Genomic DNA, 22,936 nt, shown 5'->3' on the forward strand with positions numbered 1-22,936 from the left:
CGGGCTGTTTGTGTGAAGTGATTCACATCCGCCGTGTCGATGGAGGCGCATTATAGGGAGTTTCCTTCAGCCCGCAACCCCTAAATGACAGAAAAATGACTGACTGCTGCATTCCACAGCAAAACCCCGCCTTATACCCATTTACGCACAGAGTTATCCACAATCGTCAAAAAACTACCGGTACGCATTACTGAAAAATGGAGAGAACCGGCCCAGAACACTCTATATATAGAAGAAGTATTGGCAGCCTAAGCCCACATTCCTTACCACCTTTGAATTACGCATGCCGTCGGGCGATAATACCCGCACAAACCGTGATTCCAGGACCGTGATGAGACACTCTCTGCAACGTACTGCTATACGCAAACGCCCAATGAAGCTCGGCACTACCGTGATCCTCATGGTCAGTGCAGTACTCTTCTCAGTGCTGCTTGTTGTTCATCTGATTTACTTTTCGCAAATCAGCAACATGACACGCGATGCATTAGCGGATAAAGCGCTTGCGGTCGCGCGGACGCTGGCAAACTCGCCGGAGATCCGCCAAGGGTTAATGAAAAAACCTGAGGAAAGCGGCATTCAGGCGATTGCTCAGGCGGTGAATAAGAGCAACGATTTTTTGTTCATCGTCGTCACCGATATGCAAAGCATTCGTTATTCCCATCCCGAAGCGCAGCGGATCGGCCAGCCGTTTAAAGGTGATGACATTTTGCTGGCTCTGCAGGGCAAAGAGAATGTTGCCATTAATCGCGGGTTTCTGGCTAAAGCTCTGCGCGTGTTTACCCCTATCTATGATGAGCATCACCGACAGATTGGCGTGGTGGCGATCGGCCTTGAGCTAAGCAGAGTGACTGAGCAGATCAATAACAGTCGCGGCAGCATCTTCTGGTCCATCTTGTTTGGCGTTCTGGTTGGGTTACTCGGCACATGGGTATTCGTCAAAGTCCTTAAGCGCATTCTGTTTGGCCTGGAGCCGTATGAAATCTCCAATCTGTTCGAACAACGCCAGGCGATGCTGCACTCTATAAAGGAAGGTGTCATTGCCGTTGATGAGTGTGGTGAAGTCACGCTGATAAACCAGGCGGCGCAGGAGTTGCTTGATTACCACAAATCCCAAGACGATGCCCAGCTCTCAACGCTCAGCCACGCGTGGTCACAGGTGGTCGATTTTTCGCAAGTACTACGCGATGGAACACCACGCCGCGATGAAGAGATCACGGTGAAAGATCGGCTACTCTTAATTAACACTGTTCCGGTACTCAGCAACGGAAAAATCATCGGGGCCATTTCAACGTTCCGCGATAAAACTGAAGTTCGAAAACTGATGCAACGCCTGGACGGTATGGTTAACTATGCCGATGCACTTCGTGAACGATCCCACGAATTCATGAACAAATTGCACGTGATTCTGGGATTATTGCACCTGAAAAGTTATAAGCAGCTTGAAAATTACATCCTGAAGACCGCGAACAATTATCAGGAAGAGATTGGCTCACTGTTAGGAAAAATAAAATCTCCGGTGATCGCTGGATTTTTACTCAGTAAGATTAATCGCACATCTGATTTAGGTCATAGTCTGGTCATTAGCAATGAAAGCCAATTGCCGGAAAACAGCAATGAAGATCAGGTAGCGGTGCTGATTACCGTTTTGGGGAATTTGATTGAAAACGCCCTGGAGGCGCTAGGTCAAGAACCCGGTGGCGAGATCAGCGTATCCTTGCACTATCGACACGGCTGGTTGCATTGCGAAGTGAATGACGATGGTCCAGGGATCGCCCCTGAACACATTGAGCACATCTTTGAGAAGGGCGTCTCGTCAAAAGGAACCGAACGAGGCGTCGGTTTAGCACTTGTGAAACAGCAGGTTGAAAGTGTTGGCGGCAATATTTCCGTCGAGTCTGAACCTGGGGTCTTCACCCAATTTTTTGTACAGTTACCGTGGAATGGTGAGAGGGCCAGCAGATGATCAATGTCTTAATTGTCGATGACGATGCAATGGTAGCGGAATTAAATCGTCGTTATGTCGCGCAACTCTCCGGTTTTCATTGCTGCGGAACAGCCTCTACGCTGGAGAAAGCCAAAGAGATCATCTTTCATAGCGGTCATCATATCGATTTGATTTTGCTGGACATTTACATGCAAAAAGAAAACGGTCTGGACCTGCTGCCCGTTCTGCACAGCAAAGGCTGCAAGTGTGATGTTATTGTCATCTCTTCCGCCGCTGACGCGACCACCATCAAAGACTCTCTGCACTATGGTGTCGTTGACTACCTGATCAAACCTTTCCAGGCTTCCCGTTTTGAAGAGGCGCTAACCGGCTGGCTACATAAGAAAACAGAGATGGAAAAGCATCAGTACTATGAACAGTCTGAGCTTGACCAACTTATTCACGGCAGCTCCTCCAATGAGCAGGAAGTACGCCGCTTACCCAAAGGGCTAACGCCACAAACATTACGTACGCTGTGCCAGTGGATTGATGAGCACCAGGATCAGGAGTTCTCTACGGATGAGCTGGCCAATGAGGTCAATATCTCCCGCGTCTCTTGCCGTAAATACCTTATCTGGCTGGTTAATTGTCACATCTTATTTACCAGCATCCACTATGGCGTGACCGGTAGACCTGTTTATCGTTACCATGTTCAGGCAGAGCAATACTCATTGCTTAAACAATATTGCCAATAAATACATTTTGGGATTATTTGTTATTTGAAAGTAACAATTATTAAAATAATGAAAAATCCCTATTTTACTGGCTGAAGCAGAAGCATTATCAATTTGCGTTAGATCAAATATATTTGTACACAGCATGTCAAAAGCTATATTTCAATATTGATAAACATCACACTGTTTTTAATTTCAAAATCGCTAACAAAAGTTAATTAAGTATTATCTGACTCGCAGAGTGTGTATTTTTACCCATAAAGGATTAGTCTGAAATTAACCAGACATACAAAATCTGGACTGGTAGCAATGGAGACCATGCTACGTACCATGGACACCGTACATTTTTGTGAGCAAATAAAAGTATCCGTACGCCGATCTCATTACATAATGAAATGGCGTGACCGTGATCACACAAATAACCCACTCACTCATTCTGTCCGTGGTTCATGTCATAGCGGAAAACGCAAAACAGATAAATTACAGCGTCAACCGCAGCTCTCTATGCCCAGTTCTGCTTCCCATCGCCTGAGGATTTTCTCCTCTGTTCAACGCCACAGAAAAAAACTAAATATCGCCATAACTTTAAAAAAACATTCTAGCAAGACATTTGAACATTAATCGCAAATACGGACATATCGAATACTGACCATTTTTTGATGCTTATTCTGGCAAAAAAGAATGTGCCACAGATCCATTTTTCAAAAAATTGACTGGGTTTTTCGCGAGGGTAAATAAAATGTTATTTAGTATACAACTTCTCATAATATTAATATGTTTGTTTTATGGTGCCAGAAAGGGCGGTATCGCACTGGGCTTATTAGGCGGTATCGGCCTGGTCATTCTGGTTTTCGTTTTCCATCTCCAGCCGGGTAAACCACCTGTAGACGTTATGCTGGTTATTATTGCCGTGGTGGCCGCATCGGCAACCTTGCAAGCCTCCGGCGGCCTTGACGTTATGCTGCAAATCGCTGAAAAGCTGCTGCGCCGTAACCCAAAATACGTTTCTATCGTCGCGCCGTTTGTTACCTGCACCCTGACGATTCTCTGTGGTACAGGCCACGTGGTATACACCATCCTGCCAATCATTTATGACGTTGCCATTAAGAATAATATTCGCCCGGAACGTCCAATGGCGGCGAGTTCTATCGGTGCGCAAATGGGTATTATCGCCAGCCCAGTTTCCGTAGCCGTGGTGTCATTGGTCGCCATGCTGGGTAATGTGACGTTTGAAGGCAAACATCTCGAATTCCTCGACCTGCTCAGCATCACCATCCCGTCTACCCTGCTGGGTATACTGGCTATCGGTATTTTCAGCTGGTTCCGTGGTAAAGATCTGGATAAAGATGAAGAATTCCAGAAGTTTATTTCCGTACCTGAAAACCACAACTATGTTTATGGCGACACCGCCACGCTGTTAGATAAAAAACTGCCGAAAAGCAACTGGCTGGCCATGTGGATCTTCCTCGCCGCTATCGCCGTGGTTGCTGTGCTCGGCGCATTCTCTGAGCTGCGCCCTACCTTCAGCGGCAAACCGCTGTCCATGGTACTGGTTATCCAGATGTTCATGCTGCTGACCGGTGCGCTGATTATTATCCTGACGAAGACTAATCCCGCTTCAATATCTAAAAACGAAGTCTTCCGTTCCGGTATGATCGCGATTGTGGCGGTGTACGGTATTGCCTGGATGGCCGAAACAATGTTCGGTGCGCACATGACAGAAATCGAAGGTGTGCTGGGTAATATGGTGAAAGAGTATCCGTGGGCCTATGCAATTGTTCTGCTGCTGGTATCCAAGTTTGTAAACTCCCAGGCAGCGGCGCTGGCGGCGATTGTTCCGGTCGCACTGGCTATCGGAGTTGATCCAGCGTACATCGTTGCTTCGGCGCCGGCATGTTACGGTTACTACATTCTGCCGACCTACCCGAGCGATCTGGCTGCTATCCAGTTTGACCGTTCCGGTACCACCCACATCGGCCGCTTCGTTATCAACCACAGCTTCATTCTGCCTGGCTTGATCGGCGTAAGCGTATCCTGTGTCTTTGGTTGGATATTCGCCGCAATGTACGGTTTCCTGTAATCACAGTTCGCGTGCCGTCCGCGTTGGTACGGCACGCCACTCTTAAGACACAGTGAATTTCTAAATTCCTGATAAAAATGAAAAGGCTGGAAGCAAATGTCAAAAGTTGAATTCACTTACCAGGCGGCTTTCCCACTGGGGGAAGACAAAACTGAGTACTACCTGCTGACATCCGATCACGTCAGCGTCGGCGAGTTTGAAGGCGAGACTATCCTGAAAGTAGCCCCTGAAGCACTTACGCTACTGGCTCAGCAAGCCTTCCACGATGCCTCCTTTATGCTCCGCCCTGAACACCAACAGCAAGTCGCCTCAATTCTCCATGATCCCGAAGCCAGCGAAAACGATAAGTACGTGGCGCTGCAGTTCCTGAGAAACTCCGAAATCGCCGCCAAAGGCGTATTGCCAACCTGCCAGGACACCGGTACGGCCATTATCATGGGTAAAAAAGGCCAGCGCGTGTGGACCGGCGGCGGCGATGAAGCCGCGCTCTCCAGAGGCGTATTTAATACCTATATTGAAGATAACCTGCGCTACTCGCAAAACGCGGCGCTGGATATGTACAAAGAAGTGAATACCGGCACCAACCTGCCTGCGCAAATCGATCTGTACAGCGTGGACGGTGACGAATACAAATTCCTGTGCGTGGCCAAAGGCGGTGGCTCAGCCAACAAGACCTATCTGTATCAGGAAACCAAAGCGCTGCTGACTCCCGGAAAACTGAAAAACTTCCTGGTGGAAAAAATGCGCACGCTGGGTACCGCAGCTTGCCCGCCGTACCATATTGCATTCGTCATTGGCGGCACGTCAGCGGAAAGCACCCTTAAAACGGTGAAGCTGGCCAGCACACACTACTATGATGCGCTGCCGACTGAAGGCAATGCCCACGGCCAGGCGTTCCGCGATCTGCAACTGGAACAGGAACTGCTGATCGAGGCACAGAAACTCGGCCTCGGCGCTCAGTTTGGCGGAAAATACTTCGCACATGACATCCGCGTGATCCGTTTACCTCGCCACGGCGCGTCCTGTCCGGTAGGTATGGGCGTTTCCTGCTCCGCGGACCGTAACATTAAAGCCAAGATCAACCGCGAAGGGATCTGGATTGAAAAACTGGAACATAATCCAGGTCAGTACATTCCAGAATCTCTGCGCCAGGCTGGCGAAGGCGAAGTGGTTAAGGTAGACCTTAACCGTCCGATGAAAGAGATCCTCGCCCAGCTTTCGCAGTACCCGGTTTCTACCCGCCTGTCACTGAGCGGCACGATTATTGTTGGTCGTGACATCGCCCACGCGAAGCTAAAAGAGCGTATTGAGTCCGGCGAAGGTCTGCCGCAGTACGTGAAAGATCATCCGATCTACTACGCGGGCCCGGCAAAAACGCCAGCGGGTTATCCGTCCGGCTCTTTAGGCCCGACTACCGCAGGTCGTATGGACTCCTATGTTGACCTGTTGCAGTCACACGGCGGCAGCATGATCATGCTGGCAAAAGGCAACCGTAGCCAGCAGGTGACAGACGCTTGCCACAAACACGGCGGTTTCTACTTAGGCAGCATCGGCGGACCGGCAGCGGTACTGGCGCAGCAGAGCATTAAGCATCTGGAATGCGTGGAATACCCGGAGCTGGGTATGGAAGCTATCTGGAAAATCGAAGTAGAAGATTTCCCGGCGTTCATCCTGGTCGATGATAAAGGCAACGATTTCTTCCAGCAAATCGTCAGCAAACAATGCGCTAACTGCGCGAAGTAACCTATTCGGCCCGGCACTGGACTGACACTAAACTTTTGGCGTCAGTCCAGCGATCCCCCCGGGCCACCTTAATCCCCCCATTTACAGGCGTTGAATTTTTGCTGCTCACAGGGAATAGTAATCTTTTCCATTACGTGTGAATTCATAATGCTCCGCACACTGAACCCCATGATTTTGCAGTCTGGCGCGCTGATTCTGGCGCTGATCCTTATCTACACCGGCATCTGTGCCACTGAGAAAATCACCTGGCTGATGGAAGTCACGCCGGTCATTATCGTCGTACCGTTGTTGCTGACTACCGTAAAGCGCTACCCGTTGACGCCGCTGCTCTACACGCTAATTTTCTTTCACGCCATCATTCTGATGGTCGGCGGTATGTATACCTATGCCAAAGTCCCCGTCGGTTTTCAGGTTCAGGAATGGCTGGATCTTAGTCGCAATCCCTATGACAAGCTGGGTCACTTCTTTCAGGGGCTGGTGCCAGCGCTGACGGCAAGAGAGATTTTAGTGCGCGGTAATATTGTCCGTGGCCGAAAAATGCTGGCATTTTTAGTCTGCTGCGTGGCGTTGGCGATTAGCGCGACCTATGAGCTGATCGAATGGTGGGCGGCGCTGGCAATGGGTCAAGGTGCTGATGATTTTCTCGGCACGCAGGGCGACCCGTGGGATACCCAATCCGATATGTTTTGCGCCCTGCTTGGGGCCTTAACCACCGTGATTTTACTGGCGAGAACGCATTGCAAGCAACTGCGCCATTATGGGTTAATCACCGCCAATTGAATGAAATCATTACCGGATGTTGCCGATGCGCATCCGGCCTGCATGCTTGCCATTCAGCAATATCAGTATCAGCCAAAAAAATAGTCCCCCTGTCGATAAACGGCGGTTAAAATCCGCCTTCAACACAGCATAACTCATTGTTTAAAAACATATAAAATACAAAATAGACTATTTTTCACCCGCTTTACAGCCCATTTTCTCAGGATAATACTTGCCTGCGTCACATTCATACGGTGTGTCTGCAATCCATAAATTGCAACCTTTCCACAACCGGGTAAAAGATGATGAAAGTATTAATTGTTGAAAGTGAGTTTCTGCATCAGGACACCTGGGTCGGTAGCGCTGTCGAACGTCTGGCTGACGCATTAAGCCGCCAGAATGTTACCGTCATTAAGTCCACCTCATTCGACGATGGTTACGCCATCCTCGCCGCAAATGAAGCCATTGATTGCCTGATGTTCAGCTATCAAATGGAACAACAAGATGAGCACCTGAATGTCAGGCAATTGATCGGCAAGCTCCACGAGCGCCAGCAAAACGTTCCCGTTTTCCTGCTGGGCGATCGCGAAAAAGCCACCGCATCGTTGGATCGCGACCTGCTGGAGCTTGTCGATGAATTCGCCTGGGTTCTGGAAGATACCGCAGACTTTATCGCCGGGCGCGCCGTGGCGGCGATGACTCGTTACCGCCAGCAGCTTCTGCCGCCGCTGTTCAGCGCGCTGATGAAATACAGCGACATCCATGAATATTCCTGGGCGGCGCCTGGCCACCAGGGCGGCGTCGGTTTTACCAAAACCCCAGCCGGTCGTTTCTATCATGACTACTACGGCGAAAACTTATTCCGTACCGACATGGGTATCGAACGCACCTCCCTGGGTTCACTGCTGGATCATACTGGCGCATTTGGCGAGAGCGAAAAATATGCCGCCCGGGTGTTTGGCGCTGACCGCTCCTGGTCCGTGGTGGTCGGGACTTCCGGCTCTAACCGCACCATCATGCAAGCCTGTATGACCGACAATGACGTCGTGGTGCTGGATCGCAACTGCCATAAATCGATTGAACAGGGGCTGATCCTTACCGGGGCAAAACCGGTATACATGGTGCCTAGCCGCAACCGCTACGGCATTATCGGGCCTATCTACCCGCAGGAAATGCAGCCTGAAACATTGCAGAAAAAAATCAATGAAAGCCCACTGACAAAAGGCAAAGCCGGACAAAAACCGTCATACAGCGTCGTGACTAACTGTACCTATGACGGCGTTTGCTACAACGCAAAAGAGGCGCAGGACCTGCTCGCGCAAACCAGCGATCGTATCCACTTCGATGAAGCCTGGTACGGCTATGCCCGCTTTAACCCAATTTATGCCGACCACTACGCCATGCGTGGCGCGCCGGGCGATCATAACGGTCCTACCGTTTTTGCCACCCACTCGACTCACAAACTGCTGAATGCGCTCTCTCAGGCATCTTATATTCACGTCCGTGAAGGTCGTGGGGCCGTGAACTTCTCCCGCTTTAACCAGGCGTACATGATGCACGCTACCACCTCTCCGCTGTATGCCATCTGCGCATCAAACGATGTGGCGGTTTCCATGATGGACGGTAACAGCGGCCTGTCGCTCACCCAGGAAGTGATTGACGAAGCAGTCGATTTCCGTCAGGCCATGGCGCGGCTGTACAAAGAATTCACCGCCGAAGGCGACTGGTTCTTCAAACCGTGGAACAAAGAAGTGGTAACCGATCCGCAGACCGGCAAAACCTATGACTTTGCCGATGCGCCAACCCAACTCCTGACCACTGACCAGAACTGCTGGGTAATGCGTCCGGGCGAATCCTGGCACGGGTTTAAAGATCTGCCGGATAACTGGAGCATGCTGGATCCGATTAAAGTCAGCATTCTGGCGCCGGGTATGGGCGACGATGGCGAACTGGAAGAGACAGGTGTTCCTGCTGCTCTGGTCACCGCCTGGCTTGGCCGTCACGGTATCGTGCCGACGCGTACCACCGACTTCCAGATTATGTTCCTGTTCTCAATGGGGATTACCCGTGGGAAATGGGGAACACTGATCAACACGTTGTGCTCTTTCAAACATCACTACGATGCGAATACTCCGCTGGCACAGGTAATGCCTGAACTGGTTGAGGAATATCCAGACACTTACGCAAACATGGGCATTCACGATCTTGGCGACACCATGTTTGCCTGGCTGAAAGAGAACAACCCTGGCAGCCGTCTCAATGCAGCCTACTCCGGCCTGCCTGTTGCTGAAATTACACCGCGTGAAGCCTATAACGCGATAGTCAGCGATAACGTTGAGATGGTGGCCATTGAAAATCTGCAGGGCCGTATAGCAGCAAACTCCGTGATTCCTTACCCACCAGGAATTCCGATGCTGTTGTCCGGTGAAAACTTTGGCGACGCTAATAGCCCGCAGATTAGTTATCTACGTTCGTTGCAGTCCTGGGACCACCATTTCCCTGGATTTGAACATGAAACCGAAGGAACGGAAATTATTGACGGTGTGTATCACGTCATGTGCGTGAAAGCATAATGTCTTTTTGAGATAGTCCGATTTGAAGGATGACATGTCATGCTTGAGTAATTCCTGAGTATTGCTGCAAAACAATAACATTGTCATACCTTTTTGCGCGGGACCACCCCGCGCTTTTTTTATACGAAAATTGCACGTTGCCACTTGCGTAAAATTTTATGTACACGGCAATAATCCCTACAGATATTGTAATTAATCTAAATATCGCTATTTTATCGCCTGTCTTGATTCATCACACAATTTCATTTGCCGGTTATTTCTTGCCCAATGGTAAGTTACGGTAGTTTATGTCATATTCCTGGAGTTTGGGTATGAGACTTTGCAGCAAAGAAGCGTGTGTTGTCGTATTAACGGAGAAGGATGTTTGGTTAAGGATTAACGGTAAAGAAGCCATCAGTTTAAAAGCTAATCATATGGCATTGGTGGCATGTGATAATAATATTATCGACTTCTCATCACTTAATAACGCACTGGTCGTACATATCAGCCGCGATATCATTAAAGACTATCTGCGTTTTTTAAATAAGGACCTTTCACAGATCCCATTCTGGCAGCGGAGTGCTAACCCAGTGATCACCGCTACCTGTCTGACGCCGGATGTCTTCCGGGTGGCCGCCCAACATAGCGTAATGGAAACAGTAGACGAAGGTGAAAGAGAGCGCACACGATCACTACTGTTCACGGTGTTGTCACGCTTCCTTGACAGCAAAAAATTTATCTCTTTACTCATGCATATGCTGCGTAGTCGTATTAGCGACAGCGTTTATCACATTATTGAAAGCGACATACACAAAGACTGGAATTTAAGCATGGTCGCCAGTTGCTTATGCCTGAGTCCCAGCTTGTTAAAGAAGAAACTCAAAAGCGAAAATACAAGTTACAGCCAAATAATTACCACATGTCGCATGCGTTATGCCGTCAATCAACTCCTGATGGACGAGAAAAACATTTCCCAGGTCTCTCAACTGTGCGGATATAACAGTACCTCGTACTTTATTTCCGTATTCAAAGAGTTCTATGGGATGACGCCGCTGCATTATGTTAGTCAACATCGGGAGCCATCCGCTGCCTGAGTTTTAATCAGTTAGCGATAAGCCATAATAATATCAGCATTAGCGATACCCCAGCTCCGTCATCATAAAATAGTCTTTTGAAGAGGTATGATAAGTCGTCATTTATCCTTATCAGGAGTTTAAAAATATGTCGACGGATGCTGATGCTCACAAAGTGGGCTTAATCCCCGTCACCCTTATGGTGTCGGGGAATATTATGGGTTCCGGTGTATTCCTGCTACCCGCAAACCTTGCGTCAACTGGCGGGATTGCAATCTACGGATGGTTGGTCACGATTATCGGTGCTCTGGCACTGTCGATGGTGTACGCAAAAATGTCGTCCTTAGACTCCAGTCCCGGTGGTTCTTATGCTTATGCCCGCCGCTGTTTCGGTCCTTTTTTAGGCTACCAGACTAACGTCCTGTACTGGCTGGCCTGCTGGATTGGTAACATCGCCATGGTGGTCATTGGCGTTGGTTACCTGAGCTACTTTTTCCCCATCTTAAAAGATCCGCTGGTCCTGACGCTGACCTGTGTCGTGGTGCTGTGGATCTTCGTATTGCTGAACATTGTCGGCCCGAAAATGATCACCCGTGTACAGGCCGTCGCAACGGTGCTGGCGCTGGTGCCGATTGTTGGGATTGCCGTCTTCGGCTGGTTCTGGTTCCGCGGTGAAACCTATATGGCGGCCTGGAACGTCAGCGGTATGAATACCTTCGGCGCAATTCAAAGCACCCTGAACGTGACCTTATGGTCATTTATCGGGGTGGAAAGTGCCTCCGTCGCGGCAGGCGTGGTTAAAAACCCCAAACGTAACGTGCCTATCGCCACCATTGGCGGGGTGCTGATTGCCGCCGTTTGTTACGTGCTCTCCACAACGGCGATTATGGGGATGATCCCTAACGCTGCGCTGCGTGTTTCGGCCTCGCCGTTCGGTGATGCCGCAAGAATGGCGCTGGGCGACACCGCTGGCGCGATCGTCTCCTTCTGCGCCGCTGCCGGGTGTCTTGGTTCACTGGGCGGATGGACGCTGCTGGCCGGACAAACCGCCAAAGCGGCGGCCGATGACGGGCTGTTCCCGCCGATTTTTGCCCGCGTTAACAAAGCCGGTACCCCGGTGGCCGGGTTAATTATCGTCGGTATCCTGATGACCATTTTCCAGTTCAGCAGCATGTCGCCGAACGCCGCAAAAGAGTTTGGTCTGGTCTCTTCGGTTTCGGTCATCTTCACGCTGGTGCCATATCTGTACACCTGCGCTGCGCTGCTGCTGCTCGGTCATGGTCACTTCGGCAAAGCACGCCCGCTGTATCTGGCGGTGACCTTTATCGCCTTTGTCTACTGCATCTGGGCAGTGATCGGTTCTGGCGCCAAAGAGGTGATGTGGTCGTTCGTCACGCTGATGATTATTACCGCGCTGTACGCACTTAACTACAACCGGATCCATAAAAACCCCTATCCATTAGATGCCCCGGTAAAAAATAGTTAACGCAAGCGGCACTGGTGAATAGCCGCCATCCTGCAAAAAGCCAATCTTAAGAACTTAAGGTTGGCTTAATTTTACTTTGAGAGGATCTGCACCACTTAGTCGATGGAATCCCCCTTAATGTTAAAGCACCTGTTTAAAAGGCCCACTCTCGGGTTAATCAGCTGGCTTCTGCTGCTCTCATTTTATCTTGCGACTTTTCTGAACATTGCGTTCTATAAACAAGTACTGCAAGACCTGCCCCTGGATTCTGTGCGCAACGTGTTGGTGTTTTTATCAATGCCGGTCGTCGCTTTCAGCGTTATGAACATCGTGCTGACGCTGGCCTCATTCCTGTGGCTTAACCGCCTGGTGGCGTGCGTTTTCATTCTGGTTGGCGCATCGGCTCAATATTTCATCATGACCTACGGCATCATCATCGACCGCTCGATGATCGCCAATATGATGGACACCACGCCCGCCGAAACCTTCGCCCTGATGACGCCGCGAATGGTAATTACGCTCGGGGTGAGCGGTATTCTGGCCGCGCTCATTGCCTGCTGGATAAGAATCAAGCCTATTACTCCAGTGCTGCGCAGCGTGTTGTTCCGTGGCGCGAACATTCTGATCTCCGCGTTGCTGATCGTGCTGGTCGCCGCGTTCTTCTATAAAGATTACGCCTCACTGTTTCGCAACAACAAAGAACTGGTGAAATCCCTCAGCCCATCCAACAGCATTGTGGCGACGTCATCATGGTATTCGCACCAGAGGCTGGCCCACCTGCCGTTGGTACGCATTGGCGAAGATGCGCATCGCAATCCGTTGATGGTAAAAGAAAAGCGTAAAAACCTGACGATTGTGGTTCTCGGCGAGACCTCCCGCGGCGACAACTTCTCCCTGTCCGGGTATGCGCGCCAGACCAACCCGCTACTGGAAAAAGATAATGTGGTCTATTTCCCGCGCACGACGTCCTGCGGTACGGCCACGGCGGTATCTGTGCCCTGCATGTTCTCCGATATGCCGCGCGCGCACTATGATGAAGAACTGGCGCAGCATCAGGAAGGCGTACTCGACATCATCCAGCGGGCGGGAATTAACGTGCTGTGGAATGATAACGACGGTGGATGTAAAGGAGCCTGCGATCGGGTGCCGCACCAGAATATGACTAAGCTGAACCTGCCGGGACAGTGTATTGATGGTGAATGCTATGATGACGTCCTGTTCCACGGGCTGGAAGAGTACATTAATAATCTGCAAGGCGACGGCGTGATTGTGCTGCACACCATCGGCAGCCACGGTCCGACCTATTACAACCGCTATCCTGCGCAGTTCAAGAAATTTACGCCAACCTGCGACACCAACGAGATCCAGACCTGTTCCCAGCAACAGTTGGTCAATACCTACGACAACACGATTCTTTATGTTGACTATATTGTTGATAAAGCAATCAATATACTGAAAGAGCATCAGGATAATTTCACCACCAGCCTGGTCTATCTTTCCGATCACGGTGAATCCTTAGGGGAAAATGGCGTCTATTTGCATGGCCTGCCGTATTCGATTGCGCCAGATACGCAAAAACATGTGCCGATGCTGCTGTGGCTCTCAGAAGATTATCAGCAACGCTATCAGGTCTCTCAGACATGTTTGCAAAAACGGGCAAGCTCAGAAGATTTCTCACAGGATAATCTGTTCTCGACTCTGCTGGGATTAACGGGCGTGCAAACACAGAAATATCAGGCGGCAGATGATATTCTGCAACCCTGCCGGGGAGGCTAAGCGAATGAAAATTCTGATTGTTGAAGACGATACGTTGTTATTACAGGGACTGATACTCGCCGCGCAAACAGAAGGCTATGCCTGCGACGGCGTATCAACCGCCCGGGCAGCGGAACAATGCCTGGAGACCGGACATTACAGTCTGGTAGTTCTGGATCTCGGCTTACCGGATGAAGACGGTCTGCACTTCCTGAACCGGATCAGGCAGAAAAAATACACCGTACCTGTGCTTATCCTCACCGCCCGCGATACGGTGAAAGACCGGGTCAGCGGGCTGGACGTGGGCGCAGATGACTATCTGGTCAAACCGTTCGCGCTGGAAGAACTGCACGCCCGCATCCGGGCGCTGCTGCGTCGTCATAACAATCAGGGTGAAAGTGAGTTAATTGTCAGTAACCTGACGCTGAATATCGGTCGTCGCCAGGTGTGGATGGACGGGCAAGAGATTATCTTAACGCCGAAAGAATACGCGCTCCTGTCACGCCTGATGCTCAAGGCTGGCAGTCCGGTTCACCGGGAAATTCTGTATAACGACATCTACAGTTGGGATAACGAACCGTCGACCAATACGCTGGAAGTCCACATCCATAATCTGCGCGATAAAGTGGGGAAATCACGTATCCGCACGGTCAGGGGATTTGGCTATATGCTGGTCGCCACTGAGGAAAGCTAAGTGAAGCTGCTGCAATATCTAAAACGACCGCTCCCTCTTCGCCAACGGTTAATACTGACGATAGGTCTAATTCTGTTGGTCTTTCAACTCATTAGCACCTTCTGGTTGTGGCACGAAAGTACTGAGCAAATACAGTTATTCGAGCAGGCGCTGCGCGATAACCGTAACAACGATCGCCACATCATGCATGAGATCCGCGAGGCCATCGCCAGCCTGATCGTCCCCGGCATCTTTATGGTCAGCCTGACGCTGCTGATTTGCTACCAGGCAGTGCGACGTATTACTCGCCCGCTGGCGGATCTGCAAAAAGAGTTAGAAGCGCGGGCAGCCGATAACCTGGCCCCCATTGAAATTCACAGTTCAACCGTTGAGATACAGGCGGTAGTCTCAGCGCTCAACGAGCTGGTGACGCGGCTGACCACCACTATCGAAAACGAACGCTTATTTACCGCCGATGTCGCCCACGAACTACGCACGCCGCTGTCAGGCGTTCGCCTGCATCTGGAATTATTATCCAAAACCCATAAAGTCGACGTTTCGCCGTTAATTGCCCGTCTTGACCAAATGATGGACAGCGTGTCGCAACTGCTGCAACTCGCCCGCGTCGGGCAGTCGTTTTCGGCCGGAAGCTACCAACATGTCAAACTGCTGGAGGACGTGATTCTGCCCTCCTATGACGAACTCAGCACCATGCTGGACCAGCGCCAGCAGACGCTGCTCCTCCCGCAAAGCGCGGCGGACGTTGTCGTACGTGGCGACGCAACGCTGTTACGCATGCTGCTGCGCAATCTGGTAGAGAACGCTCACCGTTACAGCCCGGAAGGCACTACTATTACGATCGGCCTGAATACCGAACATGATGCCGTCATGGCCGTCGAAGATGAAGGTCCAGGCATTGATGAAAGTAAATGCGGGGAGTTAAGCAAAGCGTTTGTACGGATGGACAGCCGTTTTGGCGGCATTGGGCTGGGGCTGAGCATTGTCAGTCGGATCACCCAGCTACATCACGGGCATTTCTATTTGCAGAATCGTCAGGGAACGAGCGGCACTCGCGCCTGGGTGGAATTAGCGAAAGCTCAGTAAGAACTCACCCATACGTACAAAAAGCTGCTGACGATCAGCACGCTACACAGGGCAGTTAAACTTTCATAAATGCGGGTTTTCATGACACTCTCCTCCGAAACTATGGAGGAGAGTTTGCCTGAAGGATATTAAGCCAACCTTAAGTCGCTGTGATAGATCAACATAATGCGCCGGATGGCAGTTGGCGCCTTATGCGGCCTACTGAGTACAACGCTACCCGCAGGCCTGAAAGCTGATTACTCATCAATACGCGGATGCTGCTGCACCAGACGCGAACGCTTAAGCTGCAACTCCGCAATTTCCTGATCGATATCTTCGATTTTATGCTCGATGTTATCGTAGTGCTCACCAAGGATCTCTTTCGCTTCCTGAATATCCGAAGCGGCAGGCGTCGCCCCTTTCAGTGGCTTATTTGCGGTCTCTTTCATGGTGATACCGGTAATTAAACCAACCACCGCAATCACCATCAGGTAGTAAGCAGGCATCATCAGATTCTGCGAACTTTCCACCAGCCAGGCAGCCAGGGTCGGCGTCAGACCCGCAACCAGGACCGAGATATTAAATGCCGCCGCCAACGCGCTATAACGAATATGCGTCGGGAACATCGCCGGTAACGTTGACGCCATCACTCCGGTAAAGCAGTTGAGGATCACCGCCAGCATCAGCAGCCCGGCAAAAATCAGGCCGATGACATTACTGTTAATCAGGATAAATGCCGGAATGGCCAGCACAAACAGCGCAATACTGCCCATAATAACAAACGGGCGACGACCGAAGCGGTCACTGAGCAGACCCATCACCGGCTGCACAAACAGCATACCAATCATGATGGCGATAATAATCAACACGCCGTGGTCTTCAGAGTAATGCAGGTTATGCGACAGATAGCTCGGCATATAGGTGAGCAGCATGTAATAGGTAACGTTGGTGGCAATCACCAGACCGATACACGCCAGCAGGCTACGCCAGTGTTTGGTCGCAATCTCTTTAAACGAAACCTTCGGACCTTCCTGCAGGCCCTCGCGGTCGCCCTGTTCCAGTTTATCAACGTGCTGCTGGAACGCCGGCGTCTCTTCCAGCGCATGACGCAGATACAGACCAATCAGCCCTAACGGCAGCGCCAGGAAGAACGGAATACGCCAGCCCCACTCAAGGAAATTTGCCTCGCCGACAATGGTTGAAATCAGAACCACCACGCCCGCACCCAGCACAAACCCGGCGATCGAACCGAAGTCCAGCCAGCTACCCATAAATCCACGCTTACGGTCAGGCGAATATTCCGCGACAAAAATCGACGCCCCGGTGTACTCTCCGCCGACCGAGAATCCCTGTGCCATCTTACACAGCAACAGCAGAATCGGCGCCCAGATACCAATCGAGGCATACGAGGGAATAAGACCGATACAGAAGGTACTGATCGACATAATCACAATGGTGATAGCGAGGATCTTCTGACGACCGTATTTATCGCCGAGCATACCGAAGAACAATCCGCCAAGCGGTCGAATCAGAAAGGGAACAGAGAAGGTGGCGAGCGCGGCAACCATCTGCACGCTGGGGTCAGCCCCCGGGAAGAACACTTTACCTAATGCGTAAGCAACAAACCCATAAACACCAAAATCAAACCACTCCATCGCATTACCTAACGACGCCGCGGTAATGGCTTTTCGCAATTTTCCGTCATCAATGATGGTGACATCGCGCAGCGTAATGGGTTTTATTTTTTTCCTTTTTAGCATACCAGTCCTCTTAGACTTAGCCCTGTCGCGCACAGTTCGACGCTCCTAACGCAACATGCGCTAAGGTCATCGCCGAGCGGGGAATGCACAGACGCAATCCCTGTAACAAGCGTAGCAGGTTTACTTACACTGGCTGGAAACGAGCAGTACAACCGAACCTGTTGACGCCTGATTGGGCGGTTAATGACCTCTTTACCCTAACAGTGTTTAAATTTGTGATCAACTTCACACATGGTATTTCATTTCGTCAACCTGCGTAAATAAGGTCATTCTGAGTCAGCTTTTTTACATGTCATGCTTGCGATTTACTGACAATTAAATACAAGAATAAATCGCTTTATTGCGCCAACAATCACAGCGGTCACTATTATTCTGCTAGCAAAAAAATCACCTAATCCCTTCACAAAAAGATCACAGCTTTTTTAATAATCACAGCGATTGAGAACTTTTGCGCGGAATATGTGATGAAGATAACTAAAACATCGTTTTATTTTGATTGAATCAACGTTCCCATGAATGCAAACTAATTCCAGACGCAATATCCCTGGGAGCAGCGACACGCTCAACGTATGCCGCGTTAGATTCTATAAAACAAAGAGATAGCGATTACCTTTGTTAAGAAATTTTAGTAACCATTTGAATTTATTAATTTTTAACTCCTTGCGCATATAGTGCCTGCGACAAGATATGAGGACGTTTATGAAAATTAAAGCCACGATTGAACGCATCCCCGGCGGAATGATGTTGATTCCCCTGTTATTAGGCGCAGTGTTAAATACCTTGGCTCCCGATACCGGCGCGTATTTCGGTTCGTTTACCAAAGGTATGATCAGCGGAACGGTGCCTATTCTGGCAGTGTGGTTTTTTTGTATTGGCGCATCTATTGATTTACGGGCAACCGGTACAGTATTACGTAAGTCCGGTACGCTGGTTATCACCAAAATAGCCGTGGCGTGGGTAGTGGCAATGATAGCCGCGTCATTTATTCCTGATACCGGTATTCAAACCGGGTTCTTTGCGGGACTTTCGGTACTGGCAATTGTTTCTGCGATGGATATGACCAACGGTCGTCTGTACGCCAGCCTGATGAACCAGTACGGAACGAAAGAAGAGTCCGGCGCATTTGTGTTGATGTCTCTGGAATCCGGTCCGTTGATGACGATGGTGATCCTTGGTTCAGCAGGCCTGGCCTCCTTCGAGCCACACCATTTTATCGGCGCGGTATTACCGTTCCTGATTGGCTTTACGCTGGGTAATCTGGATCACGATCTGCGTTCTTTCTTCAGCAAAGCCACGCCGGTGCTGATCCCGTTCTTCGGCTTTGCGCTGGGCAACACCATTAACCTGAGCGTCATCGTTGATACCGGTCTGTTGGGTATTCTGCTGGGCGTCGCGGTTATCGTTATCACCGGTATCCCGCTGATTATTGCTGACCGCGTTATCGGTGGCGGGAACGGTACGGCAGGTGTGGCAGCCTCTTCTGCGGCAGGCGCTGCGGTGGCAAACCCGGTGATTATCGCCCAGATTAACCCGGCGTTTGAACCGGTTGCCGCCTCCGCCACAGCGCTGGTCGCCGCCAGCGTGATTGTCACCGCCATTTTGGTGCCAATTATCACCGCGCTGTATGCCAAACGCTTTAATAAAAACCTGGTCGCCAACGAGACGGCGGCTACCCCGGCAGACTCTCTGCACCACTAACTCTGCCTTAGCCCCACTGACCGTCCCTGCTCAATTGATGAGTGGGGACGGTGCAAAAATCTCCTCAACCATCGCATCAGCCAGCCGTTTCGCCGAACACAATCGCGGCATTCCCAACGCCACATTCTGCCATCGCTGCGTCACCGACCAGCTCACCGGATGGCGCTGTGCATCACACCAGTCGCCTAACCAACTCAACATATCGTTGTGCTCGCCCGAGCCGCCAACCGTCGGCGCGCTGAGCCAATGATGATAATAATGACGCGTAGCGGGCGCCGCATTCACGCTGTCTGCCAGCGTCTGAGCTGCCATGATGCGCAGATTGTCTTTAAGCATTGAGACCACATCGGCATTCGCTAATCGGCAGGCGTCACCAAAAGCTCCCCAGCGCAGTTCTTCCAGCGCGACAAAACAGCGTCCGGGTAACGACCAGCCGTCATACGCCCCAGCCCGCCACCGGGTAAAAATTTGCTCGCTGTGTTCGCCCGCCTGAACCGTCAGGCCGCGTTGCGTCAATGCCTTCTCCTTATACGCACCGCGTTGAGTGAACCAGTCCGTAAGCGAATTTATCTGCTGTATGAGACCGGGGGTGGACAGCCCCCGCGGATGTTCGGTCTGTTGCAAAAACATTAGCCGTTCGGCGATGCGCACCAGCGCCAGATGGCCCGGGTCGATCATGCCCGCCAACTTCTCCACCAGCTTCAGACGCATCACCAGATGCTCGCTGGACACTCCCGCCATCACCCACGCCCGAAGTTGCGTCTGGGATAGCACCTCCTGCGTCAGGCGCGCACGCAGCCGCTGCTGCTGTTGCAGAAAACCGCCGGAACGTTTGGTTTCATCTCCTTGAACCAGATCGACCATAAACTTCGGGTAGACACACTCCAGCGTCCGCCCGGGGCCTTCCAGTAACACGTTAGTCATGTGTGCTCAGATGCAAAAAGGGTGTTGATATCGTCGCGCAGCAAGCGGGAATCTTCATAAAGCCATGCCGCCGTCGTAATACGGTGCTGTAATTGTTCATTCAACGCATTCACCGCAGACTCATTTTGCTGGCGCAGGGTCAGGCTCTCACGCAGGCTCGCCTGTAATTGCGCCAGACACTGCGAAAAATCAGCAAAAAACGTGGCCATGCCTGCCGTAACGGAAATATCGACCTGAGCAACTAAAGCTTTACGAATTTGTTGGCAAAACTGGGTAACGTAATGCACAAGGCTCTTGTGCAGCGCGCCCATATCAATGAGATAACGCGTTTTTGTTTCGACGTAATCATTCCATCCCCAGTTGGGTTGGTTCAGCCAACGGGAGAAAGTGTCACGCACCACACCGCCAGTAGACGACGTATTTTCCGCCGGAATATCCTGTTCAATAGCCTCATTAAATAGCTGGCGGGTATTAAAATTAAACATCGCCGCATGAAAGGCCGGAAAACGGATCCGCGCACGAAATCCGGCGTGATTCAGCTCCTCTTTCACCCGCAATTCAATAGGCCGCATAGCGTCATTGAGTGCCCGGGACAGGGTCGACTCAAGCTGCTCAAAACGTAGCGCTAAATCCCGGCTAATGCTCTCCTGGGCTGCCAGCAATACCCCTTCACAGGACGAGCGCATTTTATCTAAGACGATTTTTGCCTGCCCTTCGTCATGCAGCACCAGCATTTCACCCGCCATTTCAGCCGTTATAGCGCCTGATCCCTGGCCGTGCGGTGACATCATCAGGACGTTTTCTTTGACAAAAAACGTATTGATGCCGCACAGAATCTCAGTCTGTTGCTCATTGAGATAGGTCGCGGCAGATGCCAGCGCCAGTTCTACCTCATGGTTAACTTCATCGCTCACTCGCCCCTGGCTCACCTGTAACTGCTGCATATCCTCTTCAATATGCGTAATGTTCAGCCGCAGTTTTTCATAGGCCACCGTTAATCCGTGGGCGCGAAACTCCAGATATTCGTGCGCGCTTTGCGCATAGTTCAATAACTTATGCGACGCGGAACGTAACGCATACAGCGAAGCATTGGCGTGAGCGGCATGAATCACGTTCTGGATCGGCTGCTCAAACAACGAATCTTCCCACAGTAAATCGGCGGCATGACGGATGTGCTCCGTATCCTCAAGATCGGTGGTACGCCAGCGCCTGCCCAGCGCCGCTTCGGCAAAATCCTGTACCCAGCGTTGCACCTGATGATCCGGCAACCGCCCGCGGGTGGTTAGCTCATGACGCGCTCTGTTCGCCAGATAGCCCCACATCGAGGAAACCGGATAGATTCGTTCAGGGGTGATTCCGCCTTGCATCAGCGTGCCGGAAATCAAAGCCCGCACCTGCTCTTCATCATCACTGTTGCGGTCTTTCTGATCGAATTTGTTGACCAGCGCGAACAGCGGCACGGTTTTCCCGACCGCCATAATCGCCCGACGGACTTCCTCATCAGAAATCGACTTCAGTTGGGTGTAATCCATTACCGCCAGGACCGCAGAAGCCCGCGCCAGCTGTTCATTCAGCATTTTTTGTAAGTGCGGTTGTCCGGCCTCGTTCGGCCCCGGCGTATCCAGCAGCGTTAATTGCCCCGGATAGCTTGCCTGTCCGGCCAAATGGACAAATTCGACCTCGATAACCGGAATATGCTCAATCGCGGCATAGGCGGCAAAAGGAAAATCAGCCTCCAGCGCTTTTGACAAACGCACCAGGTCATTCAGGCTTTTAAGACAATGGAAAATAGGCTGTGCGCCAAGATAATACCGTTCAAATGCCACGCCGTTTTCAATATGCTGCAGCAGGACGTTCATATCCTTATCAATTTCCAGCGTCTGCGTAAGACGCTGGCGATCGCATGCCCGCATGCGCTGCTGTAAAACCTTCATTAAGGCTTCGATCGGCGCGACATGCGAAAAATGCAGCACCGGCTCTTTCTGCCCCGGCGTATGGCGAATAAGCGTCGGTAACGCCGTCATCGGACGATTACGATTAGGTAAAACTTCTGTGCCGACAATCGCGTTAATCGTCGTCGATTTTCCCGCTTTCATGGTGCCAACGATGGCCAGCACCATTTCCAGACGCGTAATCTTGCGCAGCTCATTATTGAGCGTCGCCTGCTGGGCATCCATACCACGCGCGCTGAAATGCAGGGGCTGAACAACCTGTCTGCTATGCTCTCCATGTTGCAGCGCGACATCATCCAACGACGTGATGGGCAATTTTTGTAATTGCCGGAGATGTTCAAGAGAGAGCATCAGCAAGCGTTCAGCTTCCTGACTTAATTCATATATTGTCTGTGTGTGCATGGAAAATTTTTCCTTAACGCAAATGGCATTACTTTTATTTAGCCTAATCGTTTTATTTATAGATTTTCGGCTTTTATAATTACGTGTGGAAATAATTAAAATCGAAACAACCAATTGATATTATTAAAATAAATTTGGCATATAACCGCTGGCCTGATGCCTCTCACTTATGTAATAAGTAAGAAAGATAAACAGCGTAGTTCAGTTTTAAAGAATACCCGCTGAATTCCCCTACTAAAATTAAGGGGGCAGGAGATATTCAACCATCAGGACGTAGACACCCGTAAGCGGTGTTACCTATAAATATCAGTTATTTCGCCTCACCTTATCTTAAATAGCCTGGCGTAGCAATTTCCCTT

The 22,936-nt window shown here is 50.8% G+C and carries 16 protein-coding genes; 12 read left to right on the forward strand and 4 right to left on the reverse strand.

From position 1 onward, the window contains the following. Positions 1-331: 331 nt before the first annotated feature. The 11 genes from OGV69_RS00660 (at position 332) to pmrB (ending at position 15,862) form a co-directional block, all read left to right on the forward strand. Positions 332-1,963, forward strand: coding sequence for a sensor histidine kinase (locus OGV69_RS00660; protein ID WP_038636450.1), 1,632 nt, complete (start codon positions 332-334; stop codon positions 1,961-1,963). Continuing rightward, positions 1,960-2,679 carry a two-component system response regulator DcuR gene (gene dcuR / locus OGV69_RS00665; protein ID WP_286468985.1) on the forward strand — a complete coding sequence of 240 codons (720 nt, stop codon included), beginning with the start codon at positions 1,960-1,962 and terminating at the stop codon, positions 2,677-2,679. The genes OGV69_RS00660 and dcuR overlap by 4 nt, the downstream gene beginning before the upstream one ends. 718 nt (positions 2,680-3,397) lie before the next feature. Then, positions 3,398-4,738 (forward strand): anaerobic C4-dicarboxylate transporter DcuB, encoded by a 1,341-nt coding sequence (gene dcuB / locus OGV69_RS00670; protein ID WP_003031873.1) that lies wholly within the window; start codon positions 3,398-3,400, stop codon positions 4,736-4,738. A 96-nt stretch (positions 4,739-4,834) separates the two neighbouring features. Next, positions 4,835-6,481, forward strand: coding sequence for a class I fumarate hydratase FumA (fumA, locus tag OGV69_RS00675; RefSeq protein ID WP_038636444.1), 1,647 nt, complete (start codon positions 4,835-4,837; stop codon positions 6,479-6,481). 147 nt (positions 6,482-6,628) lie between these two features. Next, a complete protein-coding gene (locus tag OGV69_RS00680; protein ID WP_069325139.1) occupies positions 6,629-7,261 on the forward strand; it encodes a DUF2238 domain-containing protein in 633 nt (210 codons plus the stop codon). Positions 7,262-7,545: 284 nt separating this feature from the next. Beyond that, positions 7,546-9,813: an arginine decarboxylase gene (gene adiA / locus OGV69_RS00685; protein ID WP_114140362.1), complete on the forward strand. Its 2,268-nt coding sequence runs from the start codon at positions 7,546-7,548 to the stop codon at positions 9,811-9,813. A gap of 311 nt (positions 9,814-10,124) precedes the next feature. Beyond that, positions 10,125-10,886, forward strand: a complete 762-nt coding sequence (locus OGV69_RS00690; RefSeq protein ID WP_069325137.1) for an AraC family transcriptional regulator — start codon at positions 10,125-10,127, stop codon at positions 10,884-10,886. 127 nt (positions 10,887-11,013) lie between these two features. After that, the gene (gene adiC, locus OGV69_RS00695; protein WP_038636433.1) at positions 11,014-12,351 is read left to right on the forward strand and encodes an arginine/agmatine antiporter; all 1,338 of its coding nucleotides are present in this window, start codon (positions 11,014-11,016) and stop codon (positions 12,349-12,351) included. Between the two features lie 117 nt (positions 12,352-12,468). Further along, positions 12,469-14,106: a phosphoethanolamine transferase EptA gene (eptA, locus tag OGV69_RS00700; protein WP_069325136.1), complete on the forward strand. Its 1,638-nt coding sequence runs from the start codon at positions 12,469-12,471 to the stop codon at positions 14,104-14,106. Between the two features lie 4 nt (positions 14,107-14,110). Beyond that, positions 14,111-14,779, forward strand: a complete 669-nt coding sequence (gene pmrA, locus OGV69_RS00705) for a two-component system response regulator PmrA (protein ID WP_038636427.1) — start codon at positions 14,111-14,113, stop codon at positions 14,777-14,779. Next, positions 14,780-15,862, forward strand: coding sequence for a two-component system sensor histidine kinase PmrB (gene pmrB / locus OGV69_RS00710; protein WP_038636424.1), 1,083 nt, complete (start codon positions 14,780-14,782; stop codon positions 15,860-15,862). It begins immediately after the preceding gene. Here the strand turns inward: pmrB and pmrR are convergent. Together pmrR and proP are read right to left on the reverse strand one after the other, a co-directional pair. Continuing rightward, positions 15,856-15,945, reverse strand: a complete 90-nt coding sequence (pmrR, locus tag OGV69_RS25160; RefSeq protein ID WP_038636421.1) for an LpxT activity modulator PmrR — start codon at positions 15,943-15,945, stop codon at positions 15,856-15,858. The two genes, pmrB and pmrR, sit on opposite strands and share 7 nt — an antisense overlap. Positions 15,946-16,098: 153 nt before the next feature. Next, entirely contained in the window at positions 16,099-17,601 is a 1,503-nt protein-coding gene (gene proP, locus OGV69_RS00715) for a glycine betaine/L-proline transporter ProP (RefSeq protein ID WP_038636419.1), read from the reverse strand. 699 nt (positions 17,602-18,300) lie between these two features. On the opposite strand from proP, the gene kdgT reads away from it, so the two are divergent. Continuing rightward, positions 18,301-19,299: a 2-keto-3-deoxygluconate transporter gene (gene kdgT / locus OGV69_RS00720; protein WP_286468988.1), complete on the forward strand. Its 999-nt coding sequence runs from the start codon at positions 18,301-18,303 to the stop codon at positions 19,297-19,299. Between the two features lie 30 nt (positions 19,300-19,329). On the opposite strand, the gene OGV69_RS00725 is transcribed toward kdgT, so the two are convergent. Both OGV69_RS00725 and crfC read right to left on the reverse strand, forming a co-directional pair. Beyond that, positions 19,330-20,223, reverse strand: coding sequence for a diguanylate cyclase regulator RdcB family protein (locus OGV69_RS00725; protein WP_069325135.1), 894 nt, complete (start codon positions 20,221-20,223; stop codon positions 19,330-19,332). Continuing rightward, positions 20,220-22,577 carry a clamp-binding protein CrfC gene (crfC, locus tag OGV69_RS00730; protein ID WP_227409121.1) on the reverse strand — a complete coding sequence of 786 codons (2,358 nt, stop codon included), beginning with the start codon at positions 22,575-22,577 and terminating at the stop codon, positions 20,220-20,222. Before crfC ends, OGV69_RS00725 begins: the two co-directional genes overlap by 4 nt. Positions 22,578-22,936 lie beyond the last annotated feature (359 nt).

The sequence above is a fragment of the Citrobacter sp. Cc139 genome, from assembly GCF_030334645.1.
Lineage (GTDB): Bacteria > Pseudomonadota > Gammaproteobacteria > Enterobacterales > Enterobacteriaceae > Citrobacter > Citrobacter werkmanii.

What these genes read in the sequence shown, in the direction of transcription:
- proP (WP_038636419.1), bottom strand. Translation starts at nt 17,601, where the DNA reads ATGCTAAAAAGGAAAAAAATAAAACCCATTACGCTGCGCGATGTCACC.
- OGV69_RS00660 (WP_038636450.1), top strand. Translation starts at nt 332, where the DNA reads ATGAGACACTCTCTGCAACGTACTGCTATACGCAAACGCCCAATGAAG.
- eptA (WP_069325136.1), top strand. Translation starts at nt 12,469, where the DNA reads ATGTTAAAGCACCTGTTTAAAAGGCCCACTCTCGGGTTAATCAGCTGG.
- OGV69_RS00725 (WP_069325135.1), bottom strand. Translation starts at nt 20,223, where the DNA reads ATGACTAACGTGTTACTGGAAGGCCCCGGGCGGACGCTGGAGTGTGTC.
- pmrR (WP_038636421.1), bottom strand. Translation starts at nt 15,945, where the DNA reads ATGAAAACCCGCATTTATGAAAGTTTAACTGCCCTGTGTAGCGTGCTG.
- dcuB (WP_003031873.1), top strand. Translation starts at nt 3,398, where the DNA reads ATGTTATTTAGTATACAACTTCTCATAATATTAATATGTTTGTTTTAT.
- adiA (WP_114140362.1), top strand. Translation starts at nt 7,546, where the DNA reads ATGAAAGTATTAATTGTTGAAAGTGAGTTTCTGCATCAGGACACCTGG.
- dcuR (WP_286468985.1), top strand. Translation starts at nt 1,960, where the DNA reads ATGATCAATGTCTTAATTGTCGATGACGATGCAATGGTAGCGGAATTA.
- OGV69_RS00680 (WP_069325139.1), top strand. Translation starts at nt 6,629, where the DNA reads ATGCTCCGCACACTGAACCCCATGATTTTGCAGTCTGGCGCGCTGATT.
- kdgT (WP_286468988.1), top strand. Translation starts at nt 18,301, where the DNA reads ATGAAAATTAAAGCCACGATTGAACGCATCCCCGGCGGAATGATGTTG.
- crfC (WP_227409121.1), bottom strand. Translation starts at nt 22,577, where the DNA reads ATGCACACACAGACAATATATGAATTAAGTCAGGAAGCTGAACGCTTG.
- pmrA (WP_038636427.1), top strand. Translation starts at nt 14,111, where the DNA reads ATGAAAATTCTGATTGTTGAAGACGATACGTTGTTATTACAGGGACTG.
- OGV69_RS00690 (WP_069325137.1), top strand. Translation starts at nt 10,125, where the DNA reads ATGAGACTTTGCAGCAAAGAAGCGTGTGTTGTCGTATTAACGGAGAAG.
- fumA (WP_038636444.1), top strand. Translation starts at nt 4,835, where the DNA reads ATGTCAAAAGTTGAATTCACTTACCAGGCGGCTTTCCCACTGGGGGAA.
- adiC (WP_038636433.1), top strand. Translation starts at nt 11,014, where the DNA reads ATGTCGACGGATGCTGATGCTCACAAAGTGGGCTTAATCCCCGTCACC.